Raw genomic sequence first — 16,385 nt, forward strand, 5'->3', positions numbered from 1 at the left:
GGGGCTCAGCAGGCTGAACCCGGGTTAATGCTATCGTCGGGCCTGGTCAACCAGGCCCGCAGGCTACAGCGCCAGCGCCCTTTTCACCGGCGCGAAGCTGCGGCGGTGATGCTCGGTGGCGCCCAGCGCGGCCAGCCGCTCCAGGTGGAAGGCGGTCGGGTAACCCTTATGCTGCGCGAAACCGTAGTCCGGGAACTCGCTGTCCAGCGCGGCCATTTCACGATCGCGCGTGACCTTCGCCAGAATGGACGCCGCGCTGATCTCCGCCACGCGGCTGTCGCCCTTCACCACCGCCTGCGAACGCATCGGCAGGTTCGGGCAACGGTTACCGTCGATTAAAACCATGTCCGGCGCGATATGCAACCCGGCCACCGCCCGCTGCATCGCCAGCATGGTGGCGTGCAATATGTTCAGCTGGTCGATTTCCGCCGGCTCGGCGCGCCCCAGGCTCCAGGAGAGCGCCTTGGCGACGATTTCGTCATACAGCGCCAGGCGGCGTTTTTCACTGAGTTTCTTGGAATCCGCCAGCCCGACGATCGGCTGCGCCGGATCGAGGATCACGGCGGCGGTGACCACCGCGCCGACCAACGGCCCGCGGCCCACTTCGTCCACGCCGGCAATCAACGTGGCAGCGGGATAGATAAAGGGTTCAATCATGCTTTCGCCAGCTCCAACACAGCCTGAGCGGCCTGTTCGTCCGCACCGCAACGGATGCTTTGGTGCAAGGTAAGGAAAGTCTGTTTCAGCGCTTCGGTTTGCGGGCTCTCTTCCAGCAGCGGCATCACGGCGGCGGCCAGTTTGTCCGGCACGCAGTCATGCTGCAGCAGCTCGATAACGATCTCCCGCCCCGCCAGCAGATTCGGCAGCGAAACGTAAGGCGTTTTCACCAGCTTCTGCGCCAGCCAGAAAGTGAACGGCTTCATGCGATAGCCCACCACCATCGGGCACTTGGCCAGCATGCACTCCAGCGCCGCCGTGCCGGATGCCAGCAGCGCCGCGTCGCTGGCGATCATCGCCTCGCGCCCCTGACCGTTCAGCAGGTGTACGGTCAGATCCGGCGCCACTTCCGCCTTGATGCGCTCAAACTGCTCGCGCCGTTTGGCGTTGACCAGCGGCACCACCACTTCCAGCTCGGGATAACGGGTGCGCAGCAGCTGCGCGGTCTTGAGGAAGTCGGCGCTCAGCATCTCGACTTCGGCGCCGCGGCTGCCCGGCAGCAACGCCAGACAGCGCGCCTGCGGATCGATGCCAAGCTGAGCGCGCGCCGCCAGCCGATCGGGCTGCAACGGCATGGCGTCCGCCATGGTGTGGCCGATAAACCGGCAGGGCACGTTGAAACGATCGTAAAACGCTTTTTCGAAAGGGAGAAAGGCCAGCACCAGATCGGTGGCTTTGCCAATTTTGAAAACGCGCTTTTGCCGCCAGGCCCACACGGAAGGGCTGACGTAGTGAATAGTGCGGATACCGCGCTGCTTGAGGCGGCCTTCCAGCGTGATGTTGAAGTCCGGCGCGTCGATGCCGACAAACACGTCCGGCCGCAGCTCGCCGAAGCGGCGGGTAAGATCCTTGCGGATCTTCAACAGGCGTGGCAAACGCTCGAGCACTTCCACCACGCCCATGACCGCCAGCTCTTCCATTTCGTACCAGGCTTCACAGCCTTCGGCCTGCATCAGCGGGCCGGCGACGCCAACAAAACGCGCGTCGGGGATCTGCGCCTTGAGCGCGCGGATCAAACCGGCGCCGAGAATGTCACCGGAGGTTTCTCCGGCGACCAATCCGATAGTCAATGGACGATTCGACATAACTCAGCGAATGATACCGCGGGTGGAACGGGTAAAGAAATCGAGGTACTGCTGCACCACCGGCTGTTCTTTGGCCAGGGCTTCGATTTCCGCTTTCGCTTCATCCAGCGTTTTCTCGCTGCGATACAGGATCTTGTAGGCGTTGCGGATCGCCTGCATTTCATCCTTGTCAAAACCGCGACGCTTCAGGCCGACCGCGTTGACGCCGAACGGCGTCGCGTGGTTACCCTGAGCGATGACGAATGGAGGCACGTCCTGAGCGACGCCGGAACAACCGCCTACCATCACATGCGCGCCGATAATGCAGAACTGGTGGATCGCCGTCATGCCGCCGATGATGGCGTGATCGTCGATTTCCACATGCCCCGCCAGCGTGGCGTTGTTGGCCAGCACGCAAGCGTTGCCGACCACGCAGTCGTGGGCGACGTGCACGTTGACCATCAGCAGGTTGTCATTGCCCACTTTGGTCAGGCCGGTGCCCTGCGCGGTGCCGCGGTGAATGGTCACGCTTTCGCGGATGCGGTTGCGATCGCCCACTTCAACGCGCGTCGGTTCGCCCGCGTATTTCAGATCCTGGTTCACTTCACCGATGGAAGCGAACTGATAAATCTGGTTATCGCAGCCAATCTTGGTAATGCCGTTCACCACCACGTGGGATTTCAGCACCGTGCCGGCGCCGATTTCCACCTGGGAGCCGACGTAGCAGAAAGGGCCGATATGCACGTTGGCGCCGATCACGGCGCCTTCTTCGACTATCGCGCTAGGATGGATAAAGGCGGTTTGGTCAATCACGGATTAAGCCTCCCGGCTGCGGGCACACATCATGGTTGCTTCGCAGACAATTTTACCGTCAACGGTCGCCACGCCTTTGAAGCGAGTCAGGCCGCGGCGAGTTTTCTCGAAGGTGACTTCCATGACCATCTGATCGCCTGGCACCACAGGGCGTTTGAAGCGTGCTTCGTCGATACCGGCGAAGTAATACAGCTCGCCCGGCTCCAGTTTGCCGACGCTTTTAAACGCCAGGATACCGGTGGCCTGCGCCATGGCTTCCAGAATCAATACGCCTGGGAAAATCGGTTTGCCAGGGAAGTGGCCCTGGAAAAACGGTTCGTTCACCGATACGTTCTTCACCGCACGCAGATATTTGTGCTCTTCAAACTCGAGGACGCGGTCGACCAGCAAGAACGGGTAACGGTGAGGAAGCAGATCCAAAATTTCTGCAATATCCAGAGTATGAGTGTCAGTAGTCAAAATACTCTTCCTGTCTCTAAAAACTGATGGCATCAACAACACGGCCTGCGCTGACCCCAAAAGGAGATCATCATGCAGGCCGCAAATTAACATCTCTTTGCGCTTTTGGTCTCACGACCAACGCGTTTCGTTTTGTACCCGCGAAGGCGGGCGGCAATGATTAGTCTTTTCCGACTTTACGTTCGACAGCTTTCAAGCGTTTGCTGATCTCATCGATATTCATCACCAACGCAGCGGTTTTACGCCAAACCTTGTTAGGCTGCAACGGAATGCCCGAAGAGTATACCCCAGGTTCGGTGATTGGTCGCATAACCATTCCCATTCCGGTAACAACAACCTTGTCGGCAATTTCCATGTGACCGTTGATCACGCTGGCACCGCCGATCTGGCAGTAGCGGCCGATTTTCAGGCTGCCGGCCATGATCACACCGCCGGCGACGGCGGTATTGTCGCCAATCACGACGTTATGTGCAATCTGGCATTGGTTGTCGATGATAACACCATTCCCGATTTGGGTGTTATCCAAAGCGCCGCGGTCGATGGTGGTGCAGGCGCCGATTTCGACGCGATCGCCGATAATCACCGTGCCCAACTGAGGGATTTTGATCCACTCGCCGCGCTCGTTCGCATAGCCGAAACCGTCCGCGCCGATCACGGTGCCGGACTGGATCAGGCAGCACTGGCCGATTTCAACCGCATGATAAATCGTGACGTTCGCCCACAGACGCGTTCCCGCGCCGATGCGCGCGTGTTTGCCGATGAAGCAGCCCGGGCCGATAACCACGTTATCGCCAAGCACCGCACCCGACTCAATCACCGCGTTCGCCCCAATGGCGACGTTCTGCCCCAGTTGCGCTTCAGGCGAGACAACCGCGCTTGGCGCAATATCCTGCGCCGGCGCCGGCGTGGTGTCCATCAGCTGCGCCATGCGCGCGTAGGTCAAGTAAGGGTTTTTAACCACCAGCGCCGCAGTACGGCAGTGTGGTAAATCCGCTTCGGTAAGCACCACGGCGCTTGCCTGGCAGGAAGACAGCTGCTCTTGATAGCGGCTGTTTGACAAAAACGTGATTTGGCCAGGCTGTGCCGAATGCATAGAAGCAATGCCGGTGATGACGAGATCGCCATCACCGTGCAATTGTGCATCCAACTGCTGCGCTAAATCAGCCAGTCGAATTGAAAGCATGTGTTATTTAACCTGTTTCAGCACGTCAGCAGTGATATCTTTGGAAGAGTCTGCATAGGCAACGGCGTTGGCGTCGATCACCACGTCATAACCGCCTTTGCTGGCGACAGATTTCACCGCGTCCTGAATGCGGCTCAGGATCTTGTTACGCTCTTCCATCTGGCGACGACGGTTGTCCTGCTCGAAAGCCTGGGCTTTCTGAGAGAACTGCTCGCGCTGCGCCATCACGTCTTTTTCCAACTTGCTGCGATCGCTGGCTTTCATGGTAGCGCCGTCACGCTGCAGACGTTGCATTTTGGTCTGCAGGCTACGTTCCATGTTCTGGAGTTCGCTTGCACGGCCTTTAAACTCGTTTTCCAGCTGTTTAGCGACCGCTTCGCGGGCCGGCAGCTGTTGGAAAATGCTGGAGACGTTAACGACAGCGATCTTATCTGCTGCCTGAACGCCAGCTGAAGCAGCCATTGCTAAACCGAGGCCTGCGGCACACAACCACTTTTTCACTATAAACTCCTTACCATCACCCATTTGTGTCATATGACACTGAAGTACACAATTTGCCAGACTTATCCCACCAAACAATGAGAATCATCTCCCTCTGCCGGCGGGCGCCTGGCCATCGCGATTCTTAATAACTTTTATGCCCAGAGGCGAGACCCGTTACCAGGTCTTACCGATGTTAAACTGGAACTGTTCGGACTTGTCGCCTTCGTATTTCTTGATCGGGTTGGCGTAAGAGAACACCAATGGCCCCAGCGGCGACATCCACTGCAGCGCGATACCGGCGGAAGAACGAATATTGCTGGCCTTGCTGTAGTCCGGCACGCCGTACATCAGCGTTTCGTTGGTATTCTTCCACTTGGTATCCCACACGGTACCGGCATCGATGAACAGCGACGTCCGCACCGAGTTGGCGTATTTCTCGCTGATGAACGGCGTCGGGGTGATCAGCTCCAGGCTGGCGACCGCCATGGCGTTACCGCCCACCGCGTCATCCGAGCTACAGATGTTCTGACGCGTGGTCGTGCTGCCGGCGTTGAACTGACACTGGTACGAGTTGGAATTGTAGTACACCGCCTTCGGACCAATGGTGTTGGACTGGAAGCCACGCACGGTGCTCGAACCACCGGCGTAGAAGTTCTCGTAGAATGGCATTTCCTTGCCGCCCAAGCCATCCGCGTAACCCAGACGGCCACGGCCCAACAGCACCCAGGTGCGATCGTCGTTGATCGGCACGTACTGTACGCTGTCCAGCGTCACCTTGTAGTATTCGTTGTCCGAGCCCGGAATGGTGACCTTGCCGTTCAACGTGGTGCGGTTACCCGACGTCGGGAAGTAGCCGCGGTCCAGGTTGTTGTAGGTCCAACCCAGGTTCAGCGTAAAGTCGTCCGTCGAGTAGCTGGCGCGGTCGGTCTTGTTCGCATCCACGCCCATCGAGTCGAGGTAACGCCACATGGCGATCTGCGGCTGCATGTTCGACAGGCCGTTGTGGACGTAGCCCAGGCCGGTACGCAACGAGTTGTTTTCGTTGATCGGGAAGCCCAGCGTGCCGTCGATACCGTAACTCTTGTTGGTATAGTCCGACAGATCCGCGTCATCCGCCTTAAAGTCGTTGTAGAAGATGCGGCCGCCCAGGCTCACACCGTCAACGGTGAAGTACGGGTTGGTGACTGACAGTTCGGTATAGGTCTGGTAGTCGTTCTTGGTGCCGCTGATGCCGACCGAGTAGCCGGTACCCAACCAGTTATCCTGCTGCACGCCCGCCTGGAAGCTGACGCCGCTCTCGGTGCCGTAACCGACACCGAAGTTGAAGGTACCGGTGTTGCGCTCTTTCACCTTGTAGGTGACGTCGACCTGATCGGCGGTGCCCGGCACGCGCTGGGTTTCCACGTCAACCGTTTCGAAGTAGCCCAGACGGTTCAGACGCTCCTTGCCCTGCTCGACCTGCTCGTTGCCGAGCCAGGCGCCTTCCATCTGTCGCATTTCGCGACGCAGTACGGAATCCTTGCTGGTATCGTTGCCTTCGAACTTGATGCGACGCACGTAGAAGCGGTTGCCCGCGTCGACGTTGACGTGCAGTTTGACGGTTTTATCCGCGTCGTTGATCTCAGGCTGAGTGCCGACGCGCGGGTAGGCGTAACCATAACGGCCCAACATCGTTTTGATGTTGTCTTCCATTTTGGTCACCTTGCTGCCGTTGTACAGCTCGCCCGGTTCGATTTTGGTGATCTGAGCGACTTCCGCCGAGTGGCCGGCCAGGTTGCCGTTCACGACAACATCGGAAAGCTTGTACTGATCGCCTTCGGTGATGTTGATGGTGATGTAGATGCCTTTTTTATCCGGCGTCAGGCTCACCTGGGTAGAATCGATGTTGAAGCGGGCATAGCCGCGATCCAGATAGAAGCTGCGCAGGGTTTCGAGATCGCCCGCCAGTTTCTGCTTCTGGTATTTGCGATCGCCGACCAGGTTCCACCACGGCACTTCGTCACGCAGCTGGAAGCGCGAGATCAGTTCGTCGTTGGTGAAGGCATGGTTGCCGACGATGTTGATTTGTTGAATCTTGGCGGAGACCCCTTCCGTGAACACCAGTTTCAGGTCGACACGGTTGCGCGGCAGCGGCGTGACTACGGCTTTCACCGAGGCGCTGTATTTACCGACGCTGTAGTAGAAGTCTTCCAGCCCTTTTTCAATGCTGGAGATCGTGGTGCGGTCGAGCGCCTCGCCCACCCGGACGCCGGAGGCTTCCAGGTTCTGCTTGAGCATGTCATCCTTCACCGACTTGTTGCCGGAGAAAGTGATGCTGGCGATGGTAGGACGTTCCTTCACCTGCACGATCAAGGTATTACCATCGCGCAGTACGCGCACGTCCTCGAAGTTGCCGGTGGCAAACAAGGCACGGATGGTATTACTGATGTCATCGTCAGTGACGGTATCGCCGACGCGAACCGGCATGTTGAGTAACGCCGCACCGACGGCGACTCGCTGCAGGCCTTCGAAATGAATATCTTTCACTACGAACCCGTCTGCACCGTATACGGTGGCGCTGCCAAACAGCAGCGACGCTATGAGCAACTTTTTCATCGCCATCGTTGTTATGCGTTCTTCCTAACCTATCCCCGCCCCTAGAGGCGGGAAAAATCATTGAAAAGTGCAAGACCCATCAACAACACCAGCACGATCGAACCTATGCGGTAGCTGTAGTCCTGTACTCGCTCGGAAACCGGCCCACCCTTCAGCTTTTCTATCGCCAGGAAGAGGAGATGCCCACCATCTAACACCGGTAATGGGAACAGGTTGATGATACCCAGGTTGACGCTAATCAACGCCAGGAACATCAGATAATACACGAACCCGACTCCGGCTGACGCCCCTGCTCCCTGTGCAATCGAGATCGGGCCACTCAGGTTGTTCAGCTTTACATCACCGGTTATTAATTTGCCCAGCATGTTGACCGTCAGCCGCATCAGCTGCCAGGTCTTGTCGCCGGCCTGATACAGCGCCGGGAACGGTCCATACTGGCGAATCGTTTTATACTCGTCCGGCAGCGGCAGCACCTTTGGAATGATGCCTGCAAACCCCACCGATTTGTCTTTTCCCACCGGCTTTGTATCCGGTATCAGCGTCAAAGACAAGGGGGCGCCGTTTCTTTCAATCTCCAAAGCCAGCGGTTGCCCCGGGCCATCGTGGATACGCTTCACCAGCGTCTGCCAACGACCCAACGGCTGACCATCGACTTTAACGATCCTGTCCCCCGCTTGTAAACCCGCCTTTTGCGCCGCCGAGTTAGGCTGCACTTCCGCCAACACGGATTCTATCTGCGGGCCGCGCGGCATAATGCCCAACGCGACAACGGGATCCTGCTTGTCCGGTTCAAAGTTCCACTGGCGCAAATCCAGGGTTTTGGTCACCACCTGCGAAGAGCCGAACGGCGCGACGCCGACTTCGGTTTGCGCATCGCCAATCTTCGCCACCAGCGCCAGACGAACTGATTCCCAATCAGGCGTTTCGATGCCGTCAACCGACTTTAGTTCCATGCCAGACGAAATTTCAGCCTTGGCGGCGATGGATTGCGGCGCGATTTCGCCGATCACCGGACGGAAACTCGGCACGCCGATGATGAACACCAGCCAATAGGCAAGGATAGCAAACAGGAAGTTGGCGATGGGGCCGGCGCTGATGATGGCCGCGCGCTGCCAGACGGTTTTGTTGTTGAAGGCCTGATGGCGCATTTCCGGCGCCACCGACTCCACGCGCTCGTCCAGCATCTTCACGTAGCCGCCGAGCGGAATCAAGGCGATGACGTACTCGGTGCCCTGGCGATCGGTGCGGCGCCACAGCGCCCGGCCGAAGCCGATGGAGAAGCGTTCAACGCGCACGCCGCAACGGCGGGCAACCCAAAAGTGTCCGAACTCGTGCACGGTGATCAAAATACCGAGCGCAATCAGAAACGCCACCAGGTTCCAAAGCACGCTGACCATCATCCCTCACTTTCCGTCATCGACGGATTAAAACACCAACAGCATCAGGCAGGCAAACACCGGCACCGCCGCGGTCAGGCTGTCGATACGATCCAGTATGCCGCCGTGACCGGGGATCAAGTGACCGCTGTCCTTGATGCCCGCTTCGCGTTTGAACATGCTTTCGGTCAAATCGCCCAGCACCGAAGCCAGCGCGGCGATCACCGAACAGGCCAACAGCGTGGTCGGCACCACGTTCAGCGGCGCGTAGCGGCCGAACAGCCAGGAAATGACCGCCGACGTCAGCAGCCCGCCAATCAGCCCTTCCCAGGTTTTACCCGGAGAGACCTTCGGCGCCAGCTTATGCTTGCCGAACAGCTTGCCGAACATATAGGCGCCGGAATCCGCGCCCCACACCAGCAGCATCACGTACAGCAGCCACCAGGCGCCGGTAAACGGGTTTTGCTCGTAGCCGAACTGGCGCAGCGCCAGCATGCCCCAGAAGAACGGCACGATGGTCAGCAGGCCGAACAGCAGGCGCAGCGGGCGCGAGTTGCGCCAGATGGCGGCCGAGCCGGGGTAGAACAGCACCAGCAGCAGCGCCGCCAGCCACCAGGCCAGCGACAGCCACAGCGAGCCGCTTATCTGCGGCACGGATTGATGGTAAGCGGGAACGCTGAGCATCATCAGCGCCAGCAGAAAACCGCACAGTATCGCCAGCCAGATGCGCTGCGAACGGGAGGTAAAACCGGCCAGTTGGCCCCACTCCCAGGCTGCTAACATGCACACGACGAGCGTTACCAGAGCAAAGGCCAGCGGCGGCAACAGGAACAGCGCCGCGATAACGATCGGGATTAAAATCAGAGCAGTTATGAGGCGATACTTCAGCAAAAGTTCTCCCTAGGACGCATCGGCGCCGATAGGTGTTGTTCCCCCGAAGCGGCGCTCACGTTGTGCAAATGCATTCAGCGCACCTTCAAAGACAAGTTCATCGAAATCAGGCCAGAGCACATCAGTAAAGTAAAGTTCAGCATAGGCGATTTGCCACAGCAGGAAGTTACTGATGCGATGCTCGCCACCGGTGCGGATAACCAGATCCACCGGCGCCAGGTCGCTCATGCAAACCCGCTCGTTCAATAATTCCTCGCTGATCTGATCCGGGTGCAACTCCCCCACCCGTACCCGTTCGGCCAGTTCCTTTACTCCCTGAATGATATCCCAACGGCCACCGTAGTTGGCAGCGATATTGAGCGTCAGGCCATCGTTATTTTCCGTCAGTGCTTCAGAGCGGCGGATCCGCTCCTGCAAACGCGCGCTGAAGCGGCTGATATCGCCGATCACTCGCAGCCTGACGTTATGTTTATGCAGGCTTTTTACTTCACTATCCAGAGCACGGACAAAAAGCTCCATCAGGGCGGAGACTTCCTGCACCGGACGGTTCCAGTTTTCGCTGCTGAAGGCATAAAGCGTGAGCGCATCTAAATGGTGGCTGGCGGCAAAACTGACCGCGCGGCGAACCGATTTCACCCCTGCTTTATGACCGAAGACACGTAACTTGCCCTGACGTTTGGCCCAGCGTCCGTTACCGTCCATGATAATGGCGACATGGCGCGGCCCCGGGGAAGATGGATTAGCCTCTTGTTGGTTTGCGGACGACATAACTCGTACTTATTTCCTCAATAGAAATATAACTGCCTTTCCGGAACATCAGGCCCTTACGCGCAAAAAAAGCCGTGTGCCCGACACGGCTTTCAGCCAGCCCTCGCGATGCCCGGCGCAGCCGGGCCGCCATTGGCGCACAAGGCGCCAATCAGGCCATAATTCAACGGTATAACCGCTGACAGGTGGCGCAGACTATACCACCTCAGCGGGGCATGAACAAACGGCCCCGCTGCGGCACGCGTGAATTACGAGCAAAATCGGATAATCGCCGTCCTCAACCGCGCAACGCGCGAACGCGCTCCTCGGCGGCGGCGCGCGCCTGGCGGTCAATGTCTAAGACCGCTTCGATGCTGGTCGGTTCCTGCAGCGCGAGGCGCTCCACCACCTGGCGGTTGACCGCCGCAATGTCGGTGAAGCGAATCTGCTGCTGCAAAAATGCCGCCACGGCAATTTCGTTGGCCGCGTTCAGCGCAGTGGTCGCCGCCTGGCCGGCATCGAACGCTTCAATCGCCAAATACAGGCAAGGATAACGCTCGCGCTCCGGTTCGGCGAAGGTCAACGAACCGATGCGACAGAAGTCCAGCGCCTCCACGCCGGAGTTCACGCGCTGCGGATACGCCATCGCGTGGGCGATCGGCGTGCGCATATCCGGCGTACCCAGCTGCGCCAGCACGCTGCCGTCGGCATAGCGCACCATCGAGTGAATCACCGACTGCGGATGCAGGATCACTTCCATTTGCTCGGCCGAGGCGTTAAACAGCCAGCGGGCCTCAATGTATTCCAGACCTTTGTTCATCATGGTGGCGGAATCCACCGAGATCTTGCGCCCCATCGACCAGTTCGGGTGGGCGCAGGCTTGATCCGGTGTCATCGCGGCGAACTGCTCCAGCGGCGTGGTGCGGAACGGGCCGCCGGAGCCGGTAAGCACGATGCGCGAAACACCATGACTGTCCAGGGAAGAGTATCCCAACTGACGCTGAATGCTCTCAGGCAAACTCTGAAAAATCGCGTTGTGCTCGCTGTCGAGCGGCAGCAACTGCGCCTGGCTTTGGCGCACCGCATCCATAAACAGACGGCCGCAGGTGACCAGCGACTCTTTGTTGGCCAGCAGCACCTGCTTGCCTGCGCGGATCGCCGCCAGCGTCGGCAACAGCCCCGCGGCGCCGACGATGGCCGCCGTCACTTGATCGACGTCGTCCAACGCCGCCAGTTCGCAGGCCGCTTGCTCCCCGGCCAATACCTCGGTAGCGACGCCGTTTTCCGCCAGAATGGCGCGCAGCTCGCGCGCGGCGCTTTCATCCGCCATCGCGGCGAAGGCGGGCCCAAATTCCATGCATTGCTGCGCCATGACCGCGACGTTGCGGCCGGCCACCAGCGCTTTGATCGCAAAAAGGTCGGGATTTGCCCTGACCACGGCCAGGGTGCTGGTCCCTACCGAGCCGGTCGAGCCAAGAATGGTCAGTTGCTTCATGAGTTCACTCTGAATAACTGTCTGATGAGATCGGAGGTGTTCCAGTGTGGAACCTTGGACACCGCTTGTCCATGATCTTTCAGTACGATGAAACGGGATCTGCGCCACAAAAAACAAAGCGCCGCCCAGGCGACGCTTTTTTTCTGCGCGATACTGATTAGAAATCCATCAGCTCTTTTTCTTTCTCCGCCAGCGCGGCGTCGACCAGCTTGATGTAAGCGTCGGTCATTTTCTGAATCTCGTCTTGTGAACGACGTTCTTCGTCTTCGCTGATCTCTTTGTCTTTCAGCAGCGCCTTGACCTTGTCGTTGGCGTCGCGACGCACGTTACGCACCGCTACGCGGCCCTGCTCGGCTTCGCCACGCACGATCTTGATCAGATCCTTACGACGTTCTTCGGTCAGCGGAGGCAGCGGAACGCGAATGTCAGAACCGGCGGAAGACGGGTTGAGGCCCAGATCGGAGCTCATGATCGCTTTCTCAACGGCCTGGCTCAGGCTGCGGTCGAACACGTTGATTTTCAGCGTGCGGGAGTCTTCCACGGTCACGTTGGCCAGCTGGCGCAGCGGCGTAGCGGCGCCGTAGTATTCCACCATGATGCCGTCCAGAATGCTTGGAGAAGCGCGGCCGGTGCGGATCTTGCTGATTTGGTTTTTGAATGCTTCTACGCTTTTTTCCATGCGTGAATCAGCATCTTTTCTGATTTCATTAGTCACGTTGCAAACCCTTGGAAGCTGGTTACTTGGCAGGCGATACTCAAGTATAGCCCGTAATCGTACTCGGAGAGCGCGCGGCGCATGGCGTCACGCGCACCGAAAAAGGGGTGTGAACAGCCTTATTTGCTGATCAGCGTACCTTCGTTCTCACCCATCACCACGCGGCGCAGCGCGCCAGGCTTGTTCATGTTGAACACGCGGATCGGCAGACCGTGATCGCGGGCCAGCGTAAACGCAGCCAGATCCATCACTTTCAGCTCGCGCTCCAGCACGTCCTGATAGGTTAATTGTTCATACAGCGTCGCATCCGGGTTTTTCACCGGATCGGCGGAGTATACGCCATCCACTTTGGTGGCTTTCAGCACCACGTCCGCTTCGATCTCGATGCCGCGCAGGCAAGCGGCGGAATCGGTGGTGAAGAACGGGTTGCCGGTACCGGCGGAGAAGATCACCACGCGGTTGTTGCGCAGCAGGCTGATCGCCTCTGCCCAGCTGTAATTGTCACACACGCCGTTCAGCGGGATCGCCGACATCAGGCGGGCGTTCACATAGGCACGGTGCAGTGCATCACGCATAGCCAGGCCGTTCATCACGGTAGCCAGCATTCCCATGTGGTCGCCCACTACGCGGTTCATGCCGGCTTGCGCCAGGCCCGCGCCGCGGAACAGGTTCCCGCCGCCAATAACTACACCGACCTGAATTCCCAGTTCGACCAGCTCTTTCACTTCCTGAGCCATGCGATCCAAAACGCTGGCGTCGATACCAAAACCTTCTGCACCTTGCAGGGCTTCGCCACTCAGTTTAAGCAGAATACGCTGATATACGGGTTTTGCATTGGTTGCCATGGTGTTCTGTCCTAAGAAGCAGTATTAGTATTGGGGATTTCAGCCGATGAAACGCGCCTGAGGTGAACATCACGCTGCAGGGCCTGCCACCGGTGTAATTCTGGCTGGATAGTATGGAACCGCCAGACGGCGGTTCCATCGACAGTCATTAAGACTGTTTGCTCATCGCGGCAACTTCAGCAGCGAAGTCGGTCTCGACTTTCTCGATGCCTTCGCCCACTTCGAAGCGAATGAAGTTGGTCACGTCAGCGTTGTGCTCTTTCAGCACCTGAGCAACGGATTTGCTCGGATCCATAACGAAAGGCTGACCGGTCAGAGAAACTTCGCCGGTGAATTTCTTCATGCGGCCTTCAACCATTTTCTCTGCGATTTCTTTCGGCTTGCCGGACTGCATGGCGATGTCCAGCTGAACCTGGTACTCTTTTTCTACCACTTCAGCAGACACGTCTTCCGGCTTCACGAACTCTGGCTTGCTTGCCGCAATGTGCATTGCGATTTGCTTAACCAGCTCTTCGTCAGCGCCTTTAGCCGCAACCAGAACGCCGATACGCGCGCCGTGCAGGTAGCTGCCCAGCACTTCGCCTTCCAGGGAAGCAACGCGACGAATGTTGATGTTTTCGCCGATTTTTGCCACCAGCGCTACGCGCTCTTCTTCGAACTGTGCTTTCAGCACGTCAACGTCAGTGATTTTGCCGGCCATGGCCGCATCCAGCACTTTGTCGGCGAACGCCTGGAAGCCGGCGTCTTTCGCTACGAAGTCAGTCTGGCAGTTAACTTCCAGAATGATGCCGTAGTTGCCTTCGATCTTGGTTTTGATCACGCCGTCAGCAGCTACGTTGCCTGCTTTTTTAGCGGCTTTGATCGCACCGGACTTACGCATGTTTTCGATTGCCAGTTCGATGTCGCCGTTGGATTCAACCAGCGCCTTCTTGCAATCCATCATGCCAGCGCCGGTACGCTCGCGCAGTTCTTTTACCAGGGCAGCGGTAATATCAGCCATTTATTTTTCCTCGGTTATCTCGCGTGGAGACAGTTCTCATTCAGATAAGCAAAGGGGGCCTTAACAGGCCCCCCTAACCAACATATGTCAATACCTGGTTAATAAGGGCTCAGTGACGAGCTTGCCTTATTATTCAGCTTCTACGAAGCCTTCTTCCGCCTGAACGGCCAGATCTTGAGAACGACCTTCACGCACAGCGGCAGCAACGGCAGTCAGGTACAGGTTTACTGCACGGATTGCGTCGTCGTTACCAGGGATGATGAAGTCAACGCCGTCTGGGTTGGAGTTGGTATCAACGATAGAGAATACCGGGATACCCAGGTTGTTGGCTTCTTTGATCGCGATGTGCTCGTGATCGGCATCGATAACGAACAGTGCGTCTGGCAGACCGCCCATATCTTTGATACCGCCCAGGGAGTTTTCCAGCTTGGCCAGTTCACGAGTGCGCATCAGCGCTTCTTTCTTGGTCAGCTTGTCCAGGGTGCCGTCTTGAGACTGGATTTCCAGATCTTTCAAACGCTTGATGGACTGACGAACGGTTTTCCAGTTAGTCAGCATGCCGCCCAACCAGCGGTGGTTCACGAAGAACTGGTCACAGCTGTTAGCAGCGTCTTTTACCGCTTCGCTTGCTGCGCGCTTGGTACCTACGAACAGGATCTTGCCTTTACGGGAAGAGATCTTGCTCAGTTCAGCCAGAGCGGCGTTGAACATTGGTACGGTCTGCTCCAGGTTGATGATGTGAACCTTGTTACGAGCGCCGAAGATGAAAGGCTTCATTTTCGGGTTCCAGTAACGGGTCTGGTGACCGAAGTGAACACCAGCCTTGAGCATGTCGCGCATGGAAACAGTTGCCATGATTAAACCTCTATAGATTAATTGGGGTTATGCCTCCACGTATCCCATAACGCCGACCCTGGCGGCGACAAGTCACCTCAGGGCACCCCGGCGGATGTGCCGATACGTGTGTGTTATTTACACAAAATGAGTGCAGTTAAAGTATTTTCGGCCAATTCCTGCCAGGTCACAAGAACCAAGTCGCGGATCGCCGGCGCGCTTTATACCATAAACCCGCCGCCGACACCAACTTTTGTTGCTTTGCGCCGGGCATCGGGAAATGAAATTTGGCAGCCCCCGGCCGGGCTGATACCATAAGTCACTGCTTCTTATTGTCGACGATAACGACACCTGCGGACGAATTTCATGGCAATCTCAATTAAAACACCTGATGACATCCAAAAAATGCGCGTGGCCGGCCGCCTGGCCGCCGAAGTGCTGGAAATCATCGAGCCGCACGTCAAACCTGGCGTGACCACCGGCGAGCTGGACCGTATCTGTCACGAGTACATCACCAACGAGCAGCAGGCCATCTCCGCCTGCCTCGGCTACCACGGCTTCCCGAAATCCGTGTGCATCTCGGTGAACGAAGTGGTGTGCCACGGCATCCCGAGCGACGACAAAACGCTGAAAGACGGCGACATCGTCAATATCGACGTGACCGTGATTAAAGACGGCTTCCACGGCGACACCTCAAAGATGTTCATCGTCGGCAAACCGACCATTCTGGGCGAGCGCCTGTGCCGCGTCACTCAGGAAAGCCTGTATCTGGCGCTGAAGATGGTCAAGCCGGGCATCCGCCTGCGCACCCTGGGCAAGGCTATCCAGCAATTCGTCGAGGCCGAGAAATTCTCCGTGGTGCGCGAGTACTGCGGCCACGGCATCGGCGAAGTGTTCCACGAAGAGCCGCAGGTGCTGCACTATGATGCCGACGACGGCGGCGTGGTGCTGCAGGCGGGCATGGCCTTCACCATCGAACCGATGGTCAACGCCGGCGACTACCGCATCCGCACCATGAAAGACGGCTGGACGGTAAAAACCAAAGATCGCAGCTTGTCGGCGCAGTATGAGCATACTATTGTGGTCACTGATAACGGCTGCGAGATAATGACGTTGCGCAAGGATGACACCATCCCCAACATCATTACGCACGAGATGTAAGCACCGC

At 58.0% G+C, this 16,385-nt stretch carries 16 protein-coding genes; 1 reads left to right on the forward strand and 15 read right to left on the reverse strand.

Annotated features, from left to right (window positions below; all coding sequences use genetic code 11):
- Positions 1–63: 63 nt before the first annotated feature.
- The 15 genes from rnhB to rpsB form a co-directional block, all read right to left on the reverse strand.
- Positions 64–657, reverse strand: coding sequence for a ribonuclease HII (gene rnhB, locus ACJ8HH_RS21700; RefSeq protein ID WP_033635733.1), 594 nt, complete (start codon positions 655–657; stop codon positions 64–66).
- Positions 654–1,802, reverse strand: a complete 1,149-nt coding sequence (gene lpxB, locus ACJ8HH_RS21705) for a lipid-A-disaccharide synthase (protein ID WP_039567417.1) — start codon at positions 1,800–1,802, stop codon at positions 654–656. The genes rnhB and lpxB overlap by 4 nt, the downstream gene beginning before the upstream one ends.
- 3 nt (positions 1,803–1,805) lie before the next feature.
- Complete coding sequence (gene lpxA / locus ACJ8HH_RS21710) at positions 1,806–2,594, reverse strand: acyl-ACP--UDP-N-acetylglucosamine O-acyltransferase (protein ID WP_004931964.1); 789 nt, start codon at positions 2,592–2,594, stop codon at positions 1,806–1,808.
- A 3-nt stretch (positions 2,595–2,597) separates the two neighbouring features.
- Positions 2,598–3,053 carry a 3-hydroxyacyl-ACP dehydratase FabZ gene (gene fabZ / locus ACJ8HH_RS21715; protein ID WP_004931962.1) on the reverse strand — a complete coding sequence of 152 codons (456 nt, stop codon included), beginning with the start codon at positions 3,051–3,053 and terminating at the stop codon, positions 2,598–2,600.
- 160 nt (positions 3,054–3,213) lie between these two features.
- Positions 3,214–4,236, reverse strand: coding sequence for a UDP-3-O-(3-hydroxymyristoyl)glucosamine N-acyltransferase (gene lpxD, locus ACJ8HH_RS21720; RefSeq protein ID WP_060452043.1), 1,023 nt, complete (start codon positions 4,234–4,236; stop codon positions 3,214–3,216).
- Positions 4,237–4,239: 3 nt separating this feature from the next.
- The gene (gene skp, locus ACJ8HH_RS21725) at positions 4,240–4,737 is read right to left on the reverse strand and encodes a molecular chaperone Skp (RefSeq protein WP_004931958.1); all 498 of its coding nucleotides are present in this window, start codon (positions 4,735–4,737) and stop codon (positions 4,240–4,242) included.
- A 156-nt stretch (positions 4,738–4,893) separates the two neighbouring features.
- Positions 4,894–7,320 (reverse strand): outer membrane protein assembly factor BamA, encoded by a 2,427-nt coding sequence (bamA, locus tag ACJ8HH_RS21730; RefSeq protein WP_033635736.1) that lies wholly within the window; start codon positions 7,318–7,320, stop codon positions 4,894–4,896.
- Positions 7,321–7,355: 35 nt separating this feature from the next.
- Positions 7,356–8,711, reverse strand: a complete 1,356-nt coding sequence (rseP, locus tag ACJ8HH_RS21735) for a sigma E protease regulator RseP (protein ID WP_004931952.1) — start codon at positions 8,709–8,711, stop codon at positions 7,356–7,358.
- A 27-nt stretch (positions 8,712–8,738) separates the two neighbouring features.
- Positions 8,739–9,581, reverse strand: a complete 843-nt coding sequence (gene cdsA / locus ACJ8HH_RS21740) for a phosphatidate cytidylyltransferase (protein WP_033644875.1) — start codon at positions 9,579–9,581, stop codon at positions 8,739–8,741.
- 9 nt (positions 9,582–9,590) lie between these two features.
- On the reverse strand, positions 9,591–10,349 hold the full coding sequence (ispU, locus tag ACJ8HH_RS21745) for a (2E,6E)-farnesyl-diphosphate-specific ditrans,polycis-undecaprenyl-diphosphate synthase (protein WP_033649806.1): 759 nt from the start codon (positions 10,347–10,349) through the stop codon (positions 9,591–9,593).
- 277 nt (positions 10,350–10,626) lie between these two features.
- Entirely contained in the window at positions 10,627–11,823 is a 1,197-nt protein-coding gene (gene ispC / locus ACJ8HH_RS21750) for a 1-deoxy-D-xylulose-5-phosphate reductoisomerase (protein WP_033649805.1), read from the reverse strand.
- A 157-nt stretch (positions 11,824–11,980) separates the two neighbouring features.
- Positions 11,981–12,538, reverse strand: coding sequence for a ribosome recycling factor (gene frr, locus ACJ8HH_RS21755; RefSeq protein ID WP_004931943.1), 558 nt, complete (start codon positions 12,536–12,538; stop codon positions 11,981–11,983).
- Between the two features lie 119 nt (positions 12,539–12,657).
- A complete protein-coding gene (gene pyrH / locus ACJ8HH_RS21760; protein WP_004931940.1) occupies positions 12,658–13,383 on the reverse strand; it encodes a UMP kinase in 726 nt (241 codons plus the stop codon).
- A 148-nt stretch (positions 13,384–13,531) separates the two neighbouring features.
- Entirely contained in the window at positions 13,532–14,383 is an 852-nt protein-coding gene (gene tsf / locus ACJ8HH_RS21765) for a translation elongation factor Ts (RefSeq protein WP_033635739.1), read from the reverse strand.
- Between the two features lie 129 nt (positions 14,384–14,512).
- Positions 14,513–15,238, reverse strand: coding sequence for a 30S ribosomal protein S2 (rpsB, locus tag ACJ8HH_RS21770; protein WP_016929891.1), 726 nt, complete (start codon positions 15,236–15,238; stop codon positions 14,513–14,515).
- Between the two features lie 345 nt (positions 15,239–15,583).
- On the opposite strand from rpsB, the gene map reads away from it, so the two are divergent.
- Positions 15,584–16,378: a type I methionyl aminopeptidase gene (map, locus tag ACJ8HH_RS21775; protein WP_004931936.1), complete on the forward strand. Its 795-nt coding sequence runs from the start codon at positions 15,584–15,586 to the stop codon at positions 16,376–16,378.
- Positions 16,379–16,385 lie beyond the last annotated feature (7 nt).

The sequence above is a fragment of the Serratia sp. CY32780 genome, assembly GCF_052169135.1.
Taxonomy (GTDB): Bacteria; Pseudomonadota; Gammaproteobacteria; order Enterobacterales; family Enterobacteriaceae; genus Serratia; species Serratia sarumanii.